The organism is Sphingobacterium sp. UBA5789, assembly GCF_002418355.1.
Taxonomy (GTDB): domain Bacteria; phylum Bacteroidota; class Bacteroidia; order Sphingobacteriales; family Sphingobacteriaceae; genus Sphingobacterium.
On sequence record NZ_DIDX01000003.1, the window covers coordinates 482565 to 500082 of the forward strand.

The following is a 17518-nucleotide window of genomic DNA, read 5'->3' on the forward strand; positions in this document are numbered from 1 at the left end:
TTTGCGTTATCGAATAAATGGAGAAGATATTACATGAAAGTCGTTGCCTATAATATTAAGCCTGAAGAGAAAGAGATATTGGTACTTGCCAATGGAAAGTTGCACGATCTGACATTGATATGCAATGAATTGAATCATAGTACTGTCCACTATGCTATCGGAAAAAAAGCAATCATTGTGTCGGATGACGACATTCTGGATAAAAATATTTTGCGTGAACTCAAAACGCTTGGCGTTCAGTATTTGATCACCAGATCTATCGGGACTTTACATATTGATACAGAGGAAGCCAGTCTCCTCAACATTAAAATAGCCAATACCCCTTACGAAAATCAGACTATAGAAGGTGTCGCCAGACAGACAATCCGTAATCTTAATCTCTGGGAAAATGGTAAATGTGTAGGCCGGGCTTGTTGTTGCTCTAATGACTGTGCTGCCCTGGAAGATAAATCTAAACATCTGAAAGATGGAGAATAAAAACATCGAACACCTGATTCGTAAATATAATGTGGCGGCGCCCCGTTACACCAGTTATCCTACCGTTCCGTTTTGGGAAAATGACAGATTTAATACGCCAGATTGGGAAAATCGGGTAAAGCAAACTTATATAAGCTCTGGTGCGAATGGAATCAGTATTTATATTCATTTGCCATTTTGTGAAGATTTATGTACCTATTGTGGTTGTAATACCCGTATTACTAAAAATCATAAAGTCGAAGAGCCGTATATTACTGCTGTATTGAAAGAGTGGGATATGTACAAACAGATTATAGGAGACACTACTTTAAAAATCAGTGAAATCCATCTGGGCGGAGGAACTCCAACTTTTTTTCAGCCTGCTAATCTGGAACGGTTGATAACAGGTATTCTGGCGGGCAATAGCTGTGCTGAAGATGCTTCTTTCTCTTTTGAAGCTCATCCTGCGAATACAACTGAAAAGCATCTCGAAACGCTTTATGGTTTGGGTTTTAGACGTTTAAGTCTGGGTATACAGGATTTTGATGCTAAAGTACAGTTCGTGATCAATCGTCTGCAAACAGTTGAGGATGTAGAGCGTGTCGTTGCACAGGCGCGGGCAATAGGCTATACTTCCATCAACTTTGATCTGATCTATGGTCTTCCTTTTCAGACCGAAAATACGATTACACAGACTATAGATAAAGCATTGGAAATGCGACCGGATCGCATATCTTTTTATAGTTATGCTCATGTACCCTGGATCAAACCGGGTCAGCGCAGGTTCACAGAAATGGATTTGCCAGAGGGTGAAAATAAACTCAGACTGTATAATCTGGGAAAACAAATGATTAGAAAAGAAGGATATGAAGATGTAGGAATGGATCATTTTGCCAGACCTGATGATGAATTGTTTCTGGCTTCCCGGGAAGGAAGGTTACACCGGAATTTCATGGGATATGCGGATCGCTATACTCCGTTAATGATTGGGTTGGGGGTATCTTCTATCAGTGATGCATGGACTGGTTTTGCTCAGAATGTAAAGACCGTAGAAGAATATCACCAGTTAATAGCAGAAGAGAAATTGCCTGTTGTAAAAGGACATTTGCTGACTGAAGAGGATGAGATATTGAGAAGATATATCCTGCATATGATGTGTAGGGGGGAAATGGAATTTGAAAAAGATTTTAAACTGAATACACCGATCAAAGAGCGTCTGGAACCGATGTTTCTGGATGGTTTACTGACAATGGGAGCAGATAATGTATGTATTACAGAAACCGGAAAATCTTTTTTACGTAATATCTGTATGGCTTTTGATGAGCGTCTGCAACAGTCAAAAGAACAGAACCGATTATTCAGTCAAGCAATATAGTAATGGAAACGAAGTATAATATTCAGGTAAAGGAAAAGTGCTTTCACTGTGGCGATCAGGTTGAAGTGACCGGGTTTCATCTGGATGATCATGATTTTTGTTGCCTGGGTTGTCAGACCGTTTATCAGATATTAAGTTCAAATAATCTGGAAAGTTATTACCGTTATAATGCGCATCCCGGTAAGGTAAATAAAACAAAACGGGTGGATCTTAGCTATCTGGATGAAGAAGAGATCGCTTCAAAACTGCTGGATTATAAAGATGATGAGCTTGCCATTATTACAGTATATATCCCGGTGATTCACTGTAGTTCCTGTATCTGGTTACTCGAGCATTTGTATAAACTTAATCCTGCAATTGTTTCTTCCCAGGTAGATTTTATGAAGAAGCAGGCGACGATCAAATTCAAACATCAGGAGGTATCACTGCGGGCAATCGTGACATTGCTGACAGATATAGGATACGAGCCAAAGATCACGCTTCAGGATGTAGTCAAAGAAGGGCAGAAACTTAATCAGGATAATCTGGTTCGGAAAATAGCAGTTGCCGGATTTTGTTTTGGCAATTCCATGATGCTTAGCTTCCCGGAGTATTTTGGAATGGCGTCTTTTGAGAAGAGTTATTCTGCTTTTTTCGGATATATGAATCTGCTGTTTACTCTTCCTGTATTGCTGTATAGTGCATCTGATTACTTTCGTTCTGCCTGGTTAAGTCTGAAACAAAAACGGTTGAATCTGGATGTTCCGCTGGCTCTGGGCATTTTTGTGTTGTTTTTACGTACAGCTATTGAAGTACTGACGGTTTCAGGTCCCGGATTTGGGGACACTTTATGTAGTTTAGTGTTTTTTATTCTGATCGGAAAGTGGGTACAGCAAAGGACCTACTATCACATATCATTTGAGCGGGATTACCGTTCTTATTTCCCGGTAGCAGTAACTGTAATTTCCAATGAAGGAGATAAACCCACACCAATCGGGGATCTGAAAGTTGGAGACCGTATTTTGGTTCGCAATAATGAAATTATCCCTGCAGATGCAATTCTGCTGAAAGGACAGGCTTCTGTGGATTTTAGTTTTGTAACAGGCGAATCCAAGGAAGTCAGCAAAGTGTTGGGGGAGGTGGTCTATGCCGGAGGAAGACAGATTGCGGAAGCAATCGAACTGGAGGTGGTGAAACCCGTATCCCAGAGTTATCTGACGAAACTATGGAATAATGAAAGTTTTAAAGCATACGACAAGCAGTTTGATACTTTTATCGGGTTTATCAGTAAGTATTTCACTTTAGGTCTTTTATTAATAGCATTTGTATCTTCGATTATCTGGTTGACAGGTGGAGATGCCGGTCGTGCATGGGGAGCATTTACAGCTGTTCTTATTATTGCCTGTCCGTGCGCACTGGCTTTAAGCTCTCCTTTCACACTTTCAGCGGCCTTGAGTATATTTGACAAAAACAAATTCTACATCAAGAATACCGCTGCTATTGAGCAGATGGCAGCTATAGATACTGTGGTATTCGATAAAACAGGTACTATTTCTTCTCCGACAAAGTCTTCCCTGTTTTACGAAGGATCTTTAAGTAAAGATGAACAGGTCATGCTTTCCTCTATCTGTCGCAATTCCAGCCATCCTCTGAGCCGTGAAATCGTTCGCTGGCTGGGTGTCAGTAGTGCTGTTCCATTAGATTATTATTCGGAAATTCCGGGAAAAGGTATACAGGCAGTTACTGGTGAATTTGCTTTTATGGTGGGGAGCGCATCTTTTCTGGAAATCAGACATCAGGAAGAAAAAGGATCAGCTGTGTATGTGATGATCAACGGAATAGTTAAAGGCTGCTTTACACTGGAACAATCCTGGCGACCAGGATTAACCTCATTGGTAAATAAATTAGAACAAAACTATGAATTACATCTGCTGTCAGGAGATAATGACCGGCGTTCGGACAGTTTGAAGCTTATCTTTCCGATACGTTCGGTATTGCTGTTCAATCAGAGCCCTTTGGATAAATTGTCTGCCATAGAAAAATGGCAGAATCAGGGAAAGTCAGTGTGTATGTTAGGTGACGGACTTAATGATGCAGGAGCACTGAGAAAGGCTAATCTGGGGATTGCGGTAAGTGATGATATCAATAATTTTTCTCCGGGATGTGATGCGATATTAGATGGAGAAGCATTTGAAAAATTACCGAAGTTTTTCTCCTTTGCAAAAGATGCTGTCAAGGTCATTCATATGAGTTTTGTGATTTCTTTGACATACAATATAATAGGGCTGAGCTTTGCAGTACAAGGTACAATGTCACCGTTGTTTGCTGCGATCCTGATGCCTATAAGTACAGTTACTATTATTTCATTTACAAGTCTGGTGACCCGGTATTATGCCAGACGCAAAAAACTGCTTTAGCATTTTCAATTGCTGGTGTGGACACCAGCAAACGCAATGAAATAAAGTTGATAATTCTCTCCTTTTTAAGGAGAGATGCCCGTAGGGCAGAGAGGTTTATAAGAAGTTGAAAAGGTTTAGAGGATTAATGTAGTTTATAAAGTTACGCTGTGTGCTGTTATAGAATTCTCTCCTTTTTAAGGAGAGATGCCCGAAGAGCAGAGAGGTTTTAATAAGATACAACAGGAACAATTCCCGGTAGGGTATTAAAAAATATAGATATGAGTATAATATTTTTTCTGATCGGATGCAGTATTTTTGTGGCATTGATCTTTTTAGGTGCTTTTTTCTGGGCACATAAAACAGGGCAGAATGAAGATACTTACACGCCTTCGGTTCGGATCTTATTTGATGATGAAGTCAAAGAGATACCTGCCGAAAAACATAAATAAATCCTCTTTCTGCCGGTTGTCTTATTGTATCGGAAACGTTTTTCCGTTATCGTAAATACTGAGCCGGATATCATCCCAGATAATTCTGCCGTCTTTATTTACCTCCAGTTTTACTGGTTTGCTGGCCACTACAACCTGAAACTGCCCTACGACTTTTGCTTTTTTATTGTGAATAAGTATTGCAGTGCTCTCATCTATACCAATACAGATCTTATCCGGATGTTCAGCTAAAGCAGAAAATAATCTGTTATAACGGCTTCTCTTGATAAAATGCTGATCAATAATAGCTGTGCGGATGAGTCCCATTCCTTTTGCAGTGACTAAATTATCTTTGTTCAACCGGTTAAAGGTAGCCCGATAAGTAGAATCCTGAGCTTGCTCACCGGTAATCATCTGATCGCTCATGATTGCAGCACCTGCACTTGTACCTGCAATACAGGCCCCTTGTTGATAAGCGTTGTGAATAGCATCAAATAAGGGAGACTGCTCGACCACAGCCATGAATCTGTTCTGATCGCCTCCGGTTATATAGATGAGTTTTGCTTTTCTTACAGAATCTACCAGTCTGGGATCTGATGCATCAGCTTTAGAGAAATTTATAGCTGTTATTTTATGATCTGTTACTTCCTGCAGTTGTTCTTTTATATCGGCTACAGAAGCATCGGCCACTGTACTGGCCATAGGCAGTATCATAATATAATCCTGGGCAGATAATGCTGCAGCATCGACCATACTACGGATCAGCTGCGGATCTTTAGCTCCACCTCCGATAATAAACAGAGAGCCTTTGGGCTCCTTTATTTCTTTTGCAAAAGATGTTAAGGATAAGCACCCCAGACCAACGATCAGGAGTGCTTTCTTGAATTTTAATTTCATAACTATTTGTAAATATATATTTCGATCTGACCATCTGATGTGATCATACCGCGGTACATACCTTCAGTATTAAAAGGCATAGCAAGATTACCCGATTTATCTAAGGCGATCAAACCTCCGTCACCACCCATTTTTCCAATATTATCGATTACTGTCTGACTCGCAACTTTGACAGATTCCTGTTTGTATTCCATCAGGGCAGAGACTGTATAGGCAGCTACATTGCGGATATAATATTCACCCCAGCCTGTGCAGGATACGGCTACCGTAGCATTGTTGGCATAAGTTCCGGCTCCAATGATCGGAGAATCACCCACGCGGCCAAACTTCTTATTGGTCATACCGCCTGTAGAAGTTCCTGCTGCCAGATTTCCGTTTTTGTCCAGAGCTACACAGCCGACAGTTCCAAATTTGGAATCTTTGTTAAGTATACCCAAACGTTGGCTCTGCTTCTGATCGTGATCCAGTTGTACCTTGGTGCTGTCTTCTTTCTTGATTTTTTGCAAGGCATCCCACCGCATTTTTGTCCAGAAATAAGAAGGATCTACGATTTCAATGCCAGCTTGTCTGGCAAAAAGTTCTGCACCTTTTCCTACCATCATGACATGTTCGGATTTTTCCATTACTGCACGGGCAGCGCTGATCGGATTTTTGATAGTTGTCACACCCGCTACAGCTCCGGCTTCCAGCGTTTTACCATTCATAATAGAAGCATCCAACTCGTTTTTGCCGTCATTGGTAAATACAGCCCCTTTCCCGGCATTAAAGAGAGGAGAATCTTCCATAACATGAATAGCCTGTTCTACGGCATCAAGACTCGACTTGCCATTTTTGATCTGCTCATATCCCTTCTGTAGGGCTAGAGTCAGTGCATCTTTGTATGCTTTTTCCATCTCCGGAGTCATATTGGAGCGCAGAATAGTTCCTGCTCCGCCGTGAATAGCCAAAACATAGGTTTTATCCGTATTTGATGTTCGGACAGGTGGATCAGGTGCATTTTTGAATGCAACCAAAGTAGTACCAATCGCCAGTAGGATTATTATTGTTCTTTTCATGTTATAGTAAGTTGAGCTGCTAATTTGAGTAATTCGGATTTTGAACCATATTTTTATTGACGGACATTTCTGTTGCCGGTATCGGGAAGTTATACTGTGCTTTTCCGGACTCTAATGTTAATGCTCCTGATGTATTCACAGCATCCTGAGCCGAACGTTGTACAGGAAGATTTCTGCGTTTCAAATCAAAAAAGCGGTGTCCTTCGTAAGCAAGCTCTTTATAGCGCTCCGTATAGATCTCACGTATTAGCGCTTCTTTATCAGCAAATGTCTGATCTGTATAACCAGTAATTCTGGATTTGCGGAGCTGATTAAGATCTGCAGTACCTAACAATTGGTTTGGTGTTTCGGCATATGCCTCTGCACGTATCAGGTACATTTCGCCTGTGCGGAAAAGTTTGATATTAGTCAGTCCCGGGGCAATAATTTTACTTCCCTCATATTTTTTGATTAAATATGGAGATTTACCTGCTCCTCTGTCGGGATCATAGGTGATATAACTCAAATAACGAATATCATTGTCCTTGTCAAATAAATTTAACAGTTTATTGGAAGGCGCAAATAAAGCAATACCTCCGTCTTCTCTGAACAGAAAGCTTCCTATATAAGAGTCACTGACTTGAGATTTTTTCAAAGACCAGATCACTTCATCTTCTGACTGATCTGTCCATATTCTGGCAAAGTTTTGTTGGGAAGCCAAAGGTTTGGCATTGATTGCCGATGTAGAAGCGGATATAGCTAAAGGCCAGTCTTTGCTGTATAAAGCGGTACGGGCCAGAATTGCATAAACAGCAGGCTTGGAAATACGATTTACAGATGCTTCATCTCCGATGAGATTGAGAGCCTCATTCAGATCTGTCTTTATAAAATTGATCACTTCCTGTACTGTATTACGGGCTGGATAGCTGATTTTGGATTCCAACATATAAGGAACAGCCAGATTAGCGGGTTCGTATCCACCTGCATATGCTCTTAAAAGTTCCAGATGTGCATATGCCCGGATAGCAAGTAATTCACCCCTGTAGTGTCTCTTTTCGGTTTCATCTACATTCGTAAGTTTCTCTAATCCGGCCAATACACGGTTCGTTCTGTCAATGACAATATAGTATGTTCGAAATGCTGTAGTTACGGATCCACTACTCGCATTATATAGCCAGCGATAGGCATTAGTATTGCTAACCACATTTTCTGCAGGCATAATGGCTTCATCAGACACCGTTACATTGTTCTCGATCAGACTATAATCTATGCCCTCATAGGCACCTTTTATCCCCATATCTATATCTTCCAGATTGCGAAATGCCTTATCCGGGTCTATTGTGTCTGTTGGTTTGATATCCAGTTCGTTACAGGCCTGAAAAGAAAGTAAACTTACCGGAAGGATAATCGTCCAAACTATTTTTTTGAATAACATTGTATTTCTTTTCATGATATTAGAATTTAACATTTAAGCCAGCAGTATATGTTCTTGGTGCAGGATATTGGAAGCGGCCTCTGGCTTCACTGTTCTCCGGATCCAGACCTCTCCATGATGTCCAGGTGAGCAGATTCTGTCCCTGAAAAAATATTCGTACCCCTTTTACAAAACCAATTTTAGACAAGGCTGACTGCGGTAGATTGTAACTCAGATTGACATTACGAAGACGCAGAAAGGATGCATCCTGAATATCCTTGGATGTATATTGTCTCGGGATATCTATACGTTGCAGGATGGCCTGATCTCCTGCTTTTTTCCACCGGTTTTCCAACATCCGTATAGATTGATTACTGGTCATATAATCTGCATTTTCATTGTAGAAATCTTCATTGTTCCAACGTTGTACATTTGTCACAAAGGAGAATAAGGCATCCAATGTCAGGTCTTTCCAACGTAATCCGGTGGTAAATCCTCCGATAAAGGAAGGGTATAACGTGCCTGATTTGGTGACACTTTGCGAGGATTCATCATAAGTAGTGGTAATAGAACCGTCCCGGTTGTAGTATTGAGGTTCTCCCGTATCCGGATTGACACCTGCCCATTCAGGAGCGTAATATGTACCGTATGGCATGCCTACTTTTAAGATACGGGTATCTCCATCTGGAGTTTCTGTCAAAACATCAGAGAGGAATAAAATTTTATTTTTATTGTAAGCTCCATTTACGCCCAGACTAAAACCAAAGTCTTCTTTGTTGATCACATCTCCCTGTACACTGAATTCTATACCACGGTTACGCATTTTTCCCGAACTAAGGGAAAGCATATCAAAACCAGAGGTCATAGATAATGGTTGGTCGATGAACATGTTCTTTGTTAGTTTGTTATAGTAGTCTGCAGAGATTCTAAGCCTTTTCTTTGGAAACAGCTCCAGATCAAATCCGGCATTGAATTCATCTACATATTCCCAGTCAAATTGAGGATTTCCCGGAGTGACCGGACGAATAGCAGTTTCTCCTCCATATGAAATATCAGTCTTGTATGTAGCTAAGTATAGAAAATCACTTGCAAACTGACTGGCTGTAGTACCATAACTTGCACGTACATTCAACCCTTGTATAAAGGTACTACCTTGTAAAAAATCTTCTCCTTTTACATTCCAGTTGGCTCCTACAGAATAGAATCCATGCCAGCGGTTCTCTTTCGCTACTTTTGTAGATCCATCGTAACGGTAACTGGCAGTCAGTGAGTATTTATTAGCATAAGAATAGCGTCCTGTACCTAAAAATGAAGCTAATGCACTTCGGGTACGACCTCCGTTTATTCCCGGAAGAAAGGTTGGACTGACGTTAACTCCTGCAGGAGTTTCTGGTAACCGACCATCAATACCGTATCCCTGATAACCAAATGCACGATAGCGGTCATACAAATACTCGAAATATCCGGAAAATTCTACATTATGCTCATCCGCAAACGTATTCTGATAAGTCAGTCCGGATGTGGAAATAAGACTGGTAGTTCGGGCATATCCTTCTCCGAACAAACCTTTTCCACCAATAGTAGGTGCGCGGTTGCGGGATCCATAGTATGAATCCGGATTAATATAGTCTTGTGTGACTGTATTTTTGTAATCAATCCCCAGTCGTGTATGGGCTCTTAGCTGTGGTGTAATCTGATAAGCCAGATTCATCCCTATATTGGTGCTGAACAGTTCGCTTTTACTACTTGAATTGAGTAAACGTTCCAGGCCGGCACTTCCTTCACGCTGATCAAGAATATTATAATCATCTTCATTTCCGAAGTGAATCAATGTGCCGTCAGGAGCGTACGGATATTCATATGGAAGAGCATAAAATACGGAAGCCATAGAGGAGCCGACTCTGCTTTCGCCTACACCTTCTGTAAAACTGGAATTGGAATATCCAATAGTTACATTTACCCCTCCGGAAAATTTGTTCATATTAAAATCTACATTGCTGCGGAGCGTATACCTTTCCAGACCGGAACGTACAGCTACACCATCCTGTTTGTAATAGCCAACACTGTTAAAGAAGCGTACATTTTCATTTCCACCACTCAGACTGGCCTGTTGTTCCATAAATTTTCCGGTCTGGAAGAAATAATCTCTCCAGTCTACATTCAGTCCGCGGAGACTGTCCAGAATACGGCCCGCGTTGGCTGCTTCGGCAGGTGTCCAGTTGGCATTTGTAGGGTTTTTGGATGAATATGTCCAGCCCGGACCGATATCATCATCCATCTCAAGTCCGACCTCTTCTTCAAAACGCAGACGCTGTTCACTGTTCATCATCTGGAATTTCGGACGTGTTAGTTTGGAAACTCCATACTGGGAGGTGTAATTAACGGATAATCCGCCTGCTTTTCCTTTCTTAGTCGTAATAACGATAACTCCGTTTGATCCCCTTGATCCATACAGAGACTTCGCAGAAGCGTCACGTAAAACGGTGACGTTCTCAAAATCATTGGAATTATAGTTTTTGAGCTCCGATGCGGAAATAGGAATACCATCCACTACATACAGAGGAGTCGTTACTCCGTTGATACTTCCTACACCACGGATAATCACACTGGCATTGGCTCCCGGCTGTCCTGAACTAGCCAATACACTCATCCCCGGTACGCGCCCCTGTAGTACCTGATCCAGAGAAGCCATAGGAACCTGTTCAATGGCTTTAGCCTGTATCGTAGTGGCCACATTACTGGAAAGCTTCTTCGCATAGCTTGTATAACCTGTAATGGTAATGTCTTCCAGTACAACACTGGAATTGGATAATGTGATGGTCATAGGAGCAGTATCTGATACCGTATACTGGAGAGCATCATACCCTACATAGGTAAAGGACAGTTTATCGGATACTTTTCCCTGAATGGTGAATGTCCCGTCAGCTGAAGATTGTACCGTATGGCCGGCACTCAGGTTTTTGATCGTAACTCCGGCAATACCTTCTCCTTTATCGTTGACAACCTTTCCTCTTAAGGTAGTCTGATAAATAGACGAAACAGGAGGAGAGGACTTTATAGCTGCACTTTCTTTTGCAAAAGAATCTAACGGATGCTGGAGTTGATAGGATAACCCCAGAATCAAAAGTGCATGCAAATGCATTTTTACTTTCATAACTGTAGTTTTAAGGTTAGTAGTTGAAGAAAAGGGATAATTAATTAAACGTTATTTTGATAGTCTAATGTAATTATTAATCTATTCAAAAGCAAAATATTAAAAGATTAAAGAAGGTTTGATATTATTTCTTTATTTTAATAGGTTTTATCACAAAATTAAAGTGTTGTATAATTTTAGTTGCAAACTTTCAGGTTTATTAAAAATATCTTATTTTCATAGCTGTTAATCATAGAACCTGACAAGCATATTATAAGCCCGCATGAAACGTTATTTAATTCCTTTTTTCTTTTTGATTTTATTTAGCACCACTCTCAGGGCACAGGATAAGACAACACTTTCTTTCGGTACAGAGATTCCACTAAGCACCTTGACTGGTAATACCCATATAAAAGCAAAGCCTATTCAATGGATAGATGTCAATACCAGTCCGGAAACATGGTATAAGCAAAAGGATCTGCTGATTTGCAAAGGACTTCCGATAGGAGTGATGCGGTCAGAAAAAATGTATGAGAATTTTATACTTCATGTAGAGTGGAAGCATATGGAAGCAGGTGGGAATTCAGGCGTATTTGTCTGGTGCGATGCCGTTCCGCAGGAAGGTACACGTCTGCCGGCGGGCGTAGAGGTGCAGATGCTGGAACTGGATTGGGTCAATCAGCATATCAGAGATGGTGTCAAACCGCCCATCGCATATGTGCATGGAGAACTTTTCGGTGCAGGTGGAGTGACCACCATTCCGGATAATCCTCGCGGCGAACGCAGTAAGTCAATAGAAAATAGGGCAAAAGGAAAAGGTGAATGGAATACCTATGAGGTTGTCTGTGTAGATGGTACTGTCAAACTTTCGGTTAACGGTAAGTTTGTCAACGGAGTTCGCCAATCCTCTTCCCGTAAAGGATATCTGTGTCTTGAATCAGAAGGAGCCGAAATACATTTTCGTAATTTAAGGATTATAGAGCTGCCATAATCCTGTAATCCGCTGCTTAATAATGGATGATCTGGTCTGCCTTCAGTATTTCAAATAGCTTAATAACACCCGGAACCTGTATAGCTTCTTTCCGGTATGTAGCGTAATCAAAGTAAGATACCTCTTCGATTTCCTGACTGGCTTTAGGATGTATATCTGCATGATATATAAAACATTCCTGCTCCATCATCAGCTGATCTTCTCCATAAGCCGGAGCCTGAATGTGTTTGTAGTATTGAATATGATCGGGATCCAGACTAACATTCAATTCTTCTTCTATTTCTCTTATCAAAGCCTGTTGTGCAGTTTCTCCCGGATCAACTTTTCCGCCCGGCAGATACCAGGCTTTCTTGTTCTTACTGAAAGCCAGTAATACACTGTCCTCTTTTACAATAACCAATCCGGCAGTATCTAATTTTCTCATTCCGTATCTAATTTGTTTTTAAAAGTAGGTATCTTTAAGGATACTTAAAAATAAAAAAATGGCTTATTTGGAAAGTGTTTTAAAGCAATTTGAATATTATAAAAATCTTGCAGATTCTACTTTTTTGCAATTGAATGATCAGCAACTTTTCTGGTTATCTCATGAAGATGGTAACAGTATTGCGCTTATTATACAACATTTGGCCGGAAACATGTTATCCAGATGGACAAACTTTCTGACAGAAGACGGGGAGAAATCCTGGCGAAACAGAGATGAGGAATTTGAACTGCACTATGACAACAGAGATGAATTGCTTATTTACTGGGAATCAGGCTGGGATTGTCTGTTCAGAGCACTTCTCGGATTGAAGGAGTCTGATCTGGACCGTATCATCTATATCCGAAATCAGGGGCATACCGTAATGGAAGCTATTAACCGCCAACTGGCGCACTATCCTTATCACGTTGGACAGATTGTGGTACTGGGAAAGATGCAGGTCGGATCCAACTGGAAGAGTCTGTCCATACCTAAAGGAAAATCTCAAACCTATAATCAGGAAAAGTTTGCTCAGGAACCCCATCGCGAACATTTTACGGATGAAGTGCTAAAGCCGGGATCCAAAATGCCGTAAATGTGGCCTGATTGTTGGACTTCTGAAGCCAAATAATTTTTAAGACAAAGAGATGAAAAAAACTATTTTGTACGTGTCAGCACTGGTTTTTGTATTAGGAACACTAGGTTCTTGTGCTACGCATCATAGTCAGGGTCGCGGAAATGGAGGAATGCCTCCTGGGCAGGCAAAAAAAGTCTACGGTAAAAAATCAGCAAAAGAATTTGCTCCCGGCCAACAAAAAAAGAACCTCCGGTAACGTCAATATATAATAGGATTAGAAGCTGTTCAGCGCTATATCTGAACATCAATACTGTATACTGAATGTCGGAGTTTGTAAGAAGAATCGGTTACGTAAGTAGATGAATATCAGATAGAGTCGATAGTTTGGAAGCGGGTGAGCCATTGTTTAAGGATAGCCGCTACCTCATATTTCTCTTCATTCACGTACGCAAACATAAGTTCTTCAATATTGTTGACCATTAAAGAATATTCAGGAAAATATCCGTCCAGATCGCGGTAGTCGGAGATAATGTCCAGTAAAAAATTGTGGATATCATATTCCAGATATTTGCGATGGTGATTGTCGGATTCCTGTATCCATACTTGTTCCTTTTGAAAACCGGATTCTATATGATGAAGACAGGCATCTTCATATCGTTCCCGTAAGACACTTAATTCATTACGCAATTGTTCTTTCGTTGATTTTAAAGCGTCATAGACACTACTCAAACGTTCCTGAATCTCTGTTTCTTTTGATATAATAGACATGACCCTTGAAGTATTTAAGTGTTATTCAATATGTAGTTTATAGTTATGTTATTAATAGCTAACACATTGTATTATTTTTTGTTTGTTTTTTTTTGGTTTTTTAATCTTGCTGCTTTAATGTGGGGATCATAGATAGGTACGATTTGTCTGAGGAAGGTGGAATGTTAAAAGTACGTTAAAGGTCGGTAGAATTTTGGCAAAAGTCAGGATCATCCTTACCTTTACAGCTCATAATTTAGGTTAATAATTGGTTAGTTAAGGTCTTCAATCTCCCCGATTGAAGACCTTTTTTATTTTAGCTCTTAGTATTGCAGTTCCTTTGTTAGCCCATCCCCACTACAGGATAGATTCCAGTAATTCTATAGTTGGTACAATTCAATGGGCAAACCGTCCGGATCGGCAAAAAATACAAACTCTTTGTTTGTCAGCTCGTCAGTCCTGATCTGTTCATGAGGTATACCAGCCTTATCTAGTTTGGCAACCTCTTCCTTAATATTCTGTACCAAAAAAGACAGATGCCGCAATCCGCAGGCCTCCGGATGGGATAGACGAGATGGAGGAGTAGGAAAGGAGAAAAGTTCCAGGATGTAATCCGTACCAATAGCCAGATCCAATTTGTAGGAATCCCGTTCTTTCCGGTATGTTTCCTGAATAATATGCAGACCCAGTATTTCCGTATAAAATTTTTTGGATACCGGATAATCGCTGCATATTACAGCAACGTGATGTATTCTCAGCAGTGACAGATGCATATATTCAGATTAAGGTTCGTCACAGTCTAGTGTATCGACTTTGATGAACAATTTGTGATAGTTTTCGCTAAATCTGGCGTCATATGTAGGGCGGGGAATAAAATGATTGACACAATTCCACCAGCCATAAATAATAACTTCATTAAACGCGGCTTCATACTTTTGGCTGCTTTGAATGTTACTGAGATATTTATCATACAGGCGCTGAGGGTTGCCGTTATTTTTCATCTGATACTTTGTTAATACTTCATAAGCTTTCAGCAAGGCTTCACCTCCTTCTACCAGAGGTTTGGTATAGTTGATGGCACAGGTGTCTGGCGCCTTATATTCCAACAAAGCTTTGGGGTCTTTCAACGCTTTTACCAAAGCTGATTTGGCTAGATATTCCTGATCCAGAGACAGAATCAGAGAATCCCGGAAGGATGTGAATACAGGATTTTTGACAAGCTGAAAACCTTTTAGTTTGGCTTTTTTAGTTTGATATTCATTTTTTAGTTCGGTTAATACCTGCTCCGTTGGTTTGCTTCGATGTCTGTAATCAGCAGCAGAAAGTAACCAGCTCTCTCCATAATAAAGGTTGTACGTATCTTTGAGTTGTTGCTCTGTATACTTTTTGCTGTCATACGTTCCTTCGTATTCACAGAGCTCATCTATGAATTTAAATTTTTTATGCTGCGCAAATGAGATACTCATGGCTGCGCACATAAAGAGGGATAAAAATAGTTTGAATTTCATAGTAATAAATTTTTCAATCTTTTTAAAGCTAATCAATTTTGGTATTTTCACGCAAAAAAAAGTATGATTGGAAAAGAAAAAGATCTGAACGGGTATAGATTAGAGATCTGTGCCAATTCAATTACCTCTGCTGTTGCAGCGGAAGAAGGTGGTGCAAGCCGGGTTGAATTATGCCAGAATCTTGAAAATGGCGGAACCACGCCGTCTTACGGACAGATCCGAATCACACGTGAAAGACTTGCCATAGGCATTCATGTACTAATCCGTCCCCGAGGCGGGGATTTTCTGTATTCAGATGATGAATTTAATGAAATATTAGCGGATGTGAAGTATTGCAAAGAGGTTAAATGTGATGGAGTCGTTGTGGGTATTCTGGACAAGGAGGGAAATGTAGACATGCCACGCATGCAACAGATAATAGATGCTGCACGACCCTTAAAAGTGGTGTTTCATCGCGCATTTGACAAGTGCAGAGATCCCTATAGCAGTCTGGAAGATATTATTTCGCTCGGCTGTGACCGCATTCTGACCTCTGGACAAGCTAATACAGCATGGGATGGTAAGGAATTGTTGCGTGAATTGATTGATAAGGCTGAAGGACGAATAGAGATTATGCCGGGTGGCGGAGTCAATGAAGAAAATATAGCGGGATTGCTGTCTTATACAAAGGCTGTGTCCGCACATAGCTCTGCCAAAGAAGATAAGGCAAGTGGTATGCTCTATAAGAATGATAAAGTAACAGGAATGGACGAGGGGACGGTATTGTCTTCTACGAAAAAAGTCCACCTAATGGCAGACATCTTAAAAAAACCTTTAAAGTTGCGATAAGCAACTTTAAAGGAAAAAATAAAAAAATCTTTAGTTATTTCGCTTTTGAAGCTAACTGATCTAAGATAGCGTTGTTTTTAGTGATCTGACTATCTTTAGGCATCTGTGATTTAGAACCTAATTCGATATTACGACCTAATTTCAAGAACTGTACTTCAACACGTGATACAGTTTTGTTTCTTCTATCTTTTCTTTTTAAACGTGTAACTCCCATTTTGTTAAATCTTTTTTCTGTCAATAAAACGAGGTCGGAAGCGGATTCGAACCGCTGTGGGAGGTTTTGCAGACCTCTGCCTAGCCACTCGGCCATCCGACCATATTAATTACTTATCCCCCTGAAGGGAATGCAAAATTAAAATTATTATTTGATATAAAAAAGGGATTGGACAAACAAATTTTTAAAATATGTGACAGAGCAGAATATAGTAGATTTAAAATGGGCTTATAAAGAGCCGGAGGTTAAGGTTAGAAAATTTAACATTATTTGAATGTACTTGTTTTCAGGTAATTATGTCAATTGTTTTGTTTGGTTTTCTTTTTGGTCTCAAACTTGCTGTATGACTACTGTCTATAAAGGGACATTAAAAAATTAAAGAAAATTGTTATGAAAAAGATTTTACTTTCATTAGGAGCAGCATTTCTTTTAGCTGCAGGAGCTCAGGCTCAGGTAAGTTATGGTATTAAAGCAGGACTAAACTTGCCGAAAATGACAGTTTCAAGTGGTAATGCTTCAGTTTCTACAAGCACTTCTACTAATTTCTATCTTACTGGATACGCGGATCTTCCTGTAGCACCTAGTTTCTCTATTCAACCGGGATTATCACTACAAGGTAAAGGTGGAAAATCTAAAATCACAGATAATATTGAATCCAAAACAGATTTGATGTATCTGGAAGTTCCGGTTAATGCAGTGTACTATATTCCCGCTGGAGCAGGTAATGTATTTTTAGGTGCAGGTCCTTATGTAGGTTACGGTATTTCTGGTAAAACTAAGACTGGTGACGTTAAGACCGATGTAGAGTGGGGAGATGACGGAATTAAAAGATTTGATTTTGGTATCAACACAATGTTAGGCTACAAATTATCAAATGGTTTCTTAATCAATGCTGGTTATGGTTTCGGATTAACTGATATCTCAGGAGCAAGTAATGGTTCAGTAAAAAATAATGTACTATCATTTGGAGTTGGTTTCCAATTCTAAGCTGTTAGTTATCGAATAGTATATAGAGGTTGTCTGACAGACAACCTCTTTTTTGTGCCATTATCCCAAAAACATTATTAACTTAGGTTTG

General features: G+C 40.2%; 18 protein-coding genes and 1 tRNA gene. 9 read left to right on the plus strand and 10 right to left on the minus strand.

Features of this window, described 5'->3' with window-relative positions:
- Window positions 1–33 precede the first annotated feature (33 nt).
- The 4 genes from B4B65_RS08380 to ccoS all read left to right on the plus strand — a co-directional run bounded on the left by B4B65_RS08380 (window position 34) and on the right by ccoS (window position 4658).
- On the plus strand, window positions 34–477 hold the full coding sequence (locus B4B65_RS08380) for a lactate dehydrogenase (RefSeq protein ID WP_293915029.1): 444 nt from the start codon (window positions 34–36) through the stop codon (window positions 475–477).
- A complete protein-coding gene (gene hemN / locus B4B65_RS08385; protein WP_293915031.1) occupies window positions 467–1831 on the plus strand; it encodes an oxygen-independent coproporphyrinogen III oxidase in 1365 nt (454 codons plus the stop codon). The genes B4B65_RS08380 and hemN overlap by 11 nt, the downstream gene beginning before the upstream one ends.
- Window positions 1832–1833: 2 nt before the next feature.
- Entirely contained in the window at window positions 1834–4227 is a 2394-nt protein-coding gene (locus tag B4B65_RS08390) for a heavy metal translocating P-type ATPase (RefSeq protein WP_293915033.1), read from the plus strand.
- 260 nt (window positions 4228–4487) lie between these two features.
- Window positions 4488–4658, plus strand: coding sequence for a cbb3-type cytochrome oxidase assembly protein CcoS (gene ccoS, locus B4B65_RS08395; protein ID WP_201680146.1), 171 nt, complete (start codon window positions 4488–4490; stop codon window positions 4656–4658).
- A 21-nt stretch (window positions 4659–4679) separates the two neighbouring features.
- Here ccoS and B4B65_RS08400 read toward each other — a convergent pair whose 3' ends face one another.
- From B4B65_RS08400 to B4B65_RS08415, 4 genes are read right to left on the minus strand one after another with little or no spacing between them, the layout of a single operon-like run.
- Window positions 4680–5534: a cyanophycinase gene (locus B4B65_RS08400; protein ID WP_201680145.1), complete on the minus strand. Its 855-nt coding sequence runs from the start codon at window positions 5532–5534 to the stop codon at window positions 4680–4682.
- Between the two features lie 2 nt (window positions 5535–5536).
- Window positions 5537–6589 (minus strand): isoaspartyl peptidase/L-asparaginase family protein, encoded by a 1053-nt coding sequence (locus B4B65_RS08405; protein WP_293915037.1) that lies wholly within the window; start codon window positions 6587–6589, stop codon window positions 5537–5539.
- A gap of 19 nt (window positions 6590–6608) precedes the next feature.
- Window positions 6609–8018 carry a RagB/SusD family nutrient uptake outer membrane protein gene (locus B4B65_RS08410; protein WP_293915039.1) on the minus strand — a complete coding sequence of 470 codons (1410 nt, stop codon included), beginning with the start codon at window positions 8016–8018 and terminating at the stop codon, window positions 6609–6611.
- A 4-nt stretch (window positions 8019–8022) separates the two neighbouring features.
- Entirely contained in the window at window positions 8023–11136 is a 3114-nt protein-coding gene (locus tag B4B65_RS08415; RefSeq protein ID WP_293915041.1) for a SusC/RagA family TonB-linked outer membrane protein, read from the minus strand.
- Window positions 11137–11398: 262 nt separating this feature from the next.
- Here B4B65_RS08415 and B4B65_RS08420 point away from each other — a divergent pair, with 262 nt between their 5' ends.
- Window positions 11399–12106, plus strand: coding sequence for a 3-keto-disaccharide hydrolase (locus tag B4B65_RS08420; RefSeq protein WP_293915043.1), 708 nt, complete (start codon window positions 11399–11401; stop codon window positions 12104–12106).
- A 16-nt stretch (window positions 12107–12122) separates the two neighbouring features.
- On the opposite strand, the gene B4B65_RS08425 is transcribed toward B4B65_RS08420, so the two are convergent.
- Window positions 12123–12530: an NUDIX hydrolase gene (locus tag B4B65_RS08425; RefSeq protein ID WP_293915045.1), complete on the minus strand. Its 408-nt coding sequence runs from the start codon at window positions 12528–12530 to the stop codon at window positions 12123–12125.
- A 58-nt stretch (window positions 12531–12588) separates the two neighbouring features.
- On the opposite strand from B4B65_RS08425, the gene B4B65_RS08430 reads away from it, so the two are divergent.
- Both B4B65_RS08430 and B4B65_RS08435 read left to right on the plus strand, forming a co-directional pair.
- The gene (locus B4B65_RS08430; RefSeq protein WP_293915047.1) at window positions 12589–13161 is read left to right on the plus strand and encodes a DUF1572 family protein; all 573 of its coding nucleotides are present in this window, start codon (window positions 12589–12591) and stop codon (window positions 13159–13161) included.
- Window positions 13162–13213: 52 nt separating this feature from the next.
- Window positions 13214–13399, plus strand: coding sequence for a quinol oxidase subunit 4 (locus tag B4B65_RS08435; RefSeq protein ID WP_293915049.1), 186 nt, complete (start codon window positions 13214–13216; stop codon window positions 13397–13399).
- Between the two features lie 110 nt (window positions 13400–13509).
- On the opposite strand, the gene B4B65_RS08440 is transcribed toward B4B65_RS08435, so the two are convergent.
- The 3 genes from B4B65_RS08440 to B4B65_RS08450 all read right to left on the minus strand — a co-directional run bounded on the left by B4B65_RS08440 (window position 13510) and on the right by B4B65_RS08450 (window position 15398).
- Window positions 13510–13911, minus strand: coding sequence for a hypothetical protein (locus tag B4B65_RS08440; protein WP_293915051.1), 402 nt, complete (start codon window positions 13909–13911; stop codon window positions 13510–13512).
- A 359-nt stretch (window positions 13912–14270) separates the two neighbouring features.
- Window positions 14271–14663 (minus strand): VOC family protein, encoded by a 393-nt coding sequence (locus B4B65_RS08445; protein ID WP_201680128.1) that lies wholly within the window; start codon window positions 14661–14663, stop codon window positions 14271–14273.
- A 9-nt stretch (window positions 14664–14672) separates the two neighbouring features.
- On the minus strand, window positions 14673–15398 hold the full coding sequence (locus B4B65_RS08450) for a hypothetical protein (protein ID WP_236582249.1): 726 nt from the start codon (window positions 15396–15398) through the stop codon (window positions 14673–14675).
- A 63-nt stretch (window positions 15399–15461) separates the two neighbouring features.
- On the opposite strand from B4B65_RS08450, the gene B4B65_RS08455 reads away from it, so the two are divergent.
- Window positions 15462–16226: a copper homeostasis protein CutC gene (locus B4B65_RS08455; protein ID WP_293915054.1), complete on the plus strand. Its 765-nt coding sequence runs from the start codon at window positions 15462–15464 to the stop codon at window positions 16224–16226.
- A 34-nt stretch (window positions 16227–16260) separates the two neighbouring features.
- Here B4B65_RS08455 and B4B65_RS08460 read toward each other — a convergent pair whose 3' ends face one another.
- Both B4B65_RS08460 and B4B65_RS08465 read right to left on the minus strand, forming a co-directional pair.
- A complete protein-coding gene (locus tag B4B65_RS08460) occupies window positions 16261–16440 on the minus strand; it encodes a hypothetical protein (RefSeq protein ID WP_002993525.1) in 180 nt (59 codons plus the stop codon).
- Window positions 16441–16471: 31 nt separating this feature from the next.
- Window positions 16472–16542 (minus strand) — tRNA-Cys (locus B4B65_RS08465).
- Between the two features lie 288 nt (window positions 16543–16830).
- Between B4B65_RS08465 and B4B65_RS08470 the strand changes: the two genes are divergently transcribed.
- Window positions 16831–17427, plus strand: a complete 597-nt coding sequence (locus tag B4B65_RS08470) for a porin family protein (RefSeq protein ID WP_293915056.1) — start codon at window positions 16831–16833, stop codon at window positions 17425–17427.
- The last annotated feature ends 91 nt before the right edge of the window (window positions 17428–17518 follow it).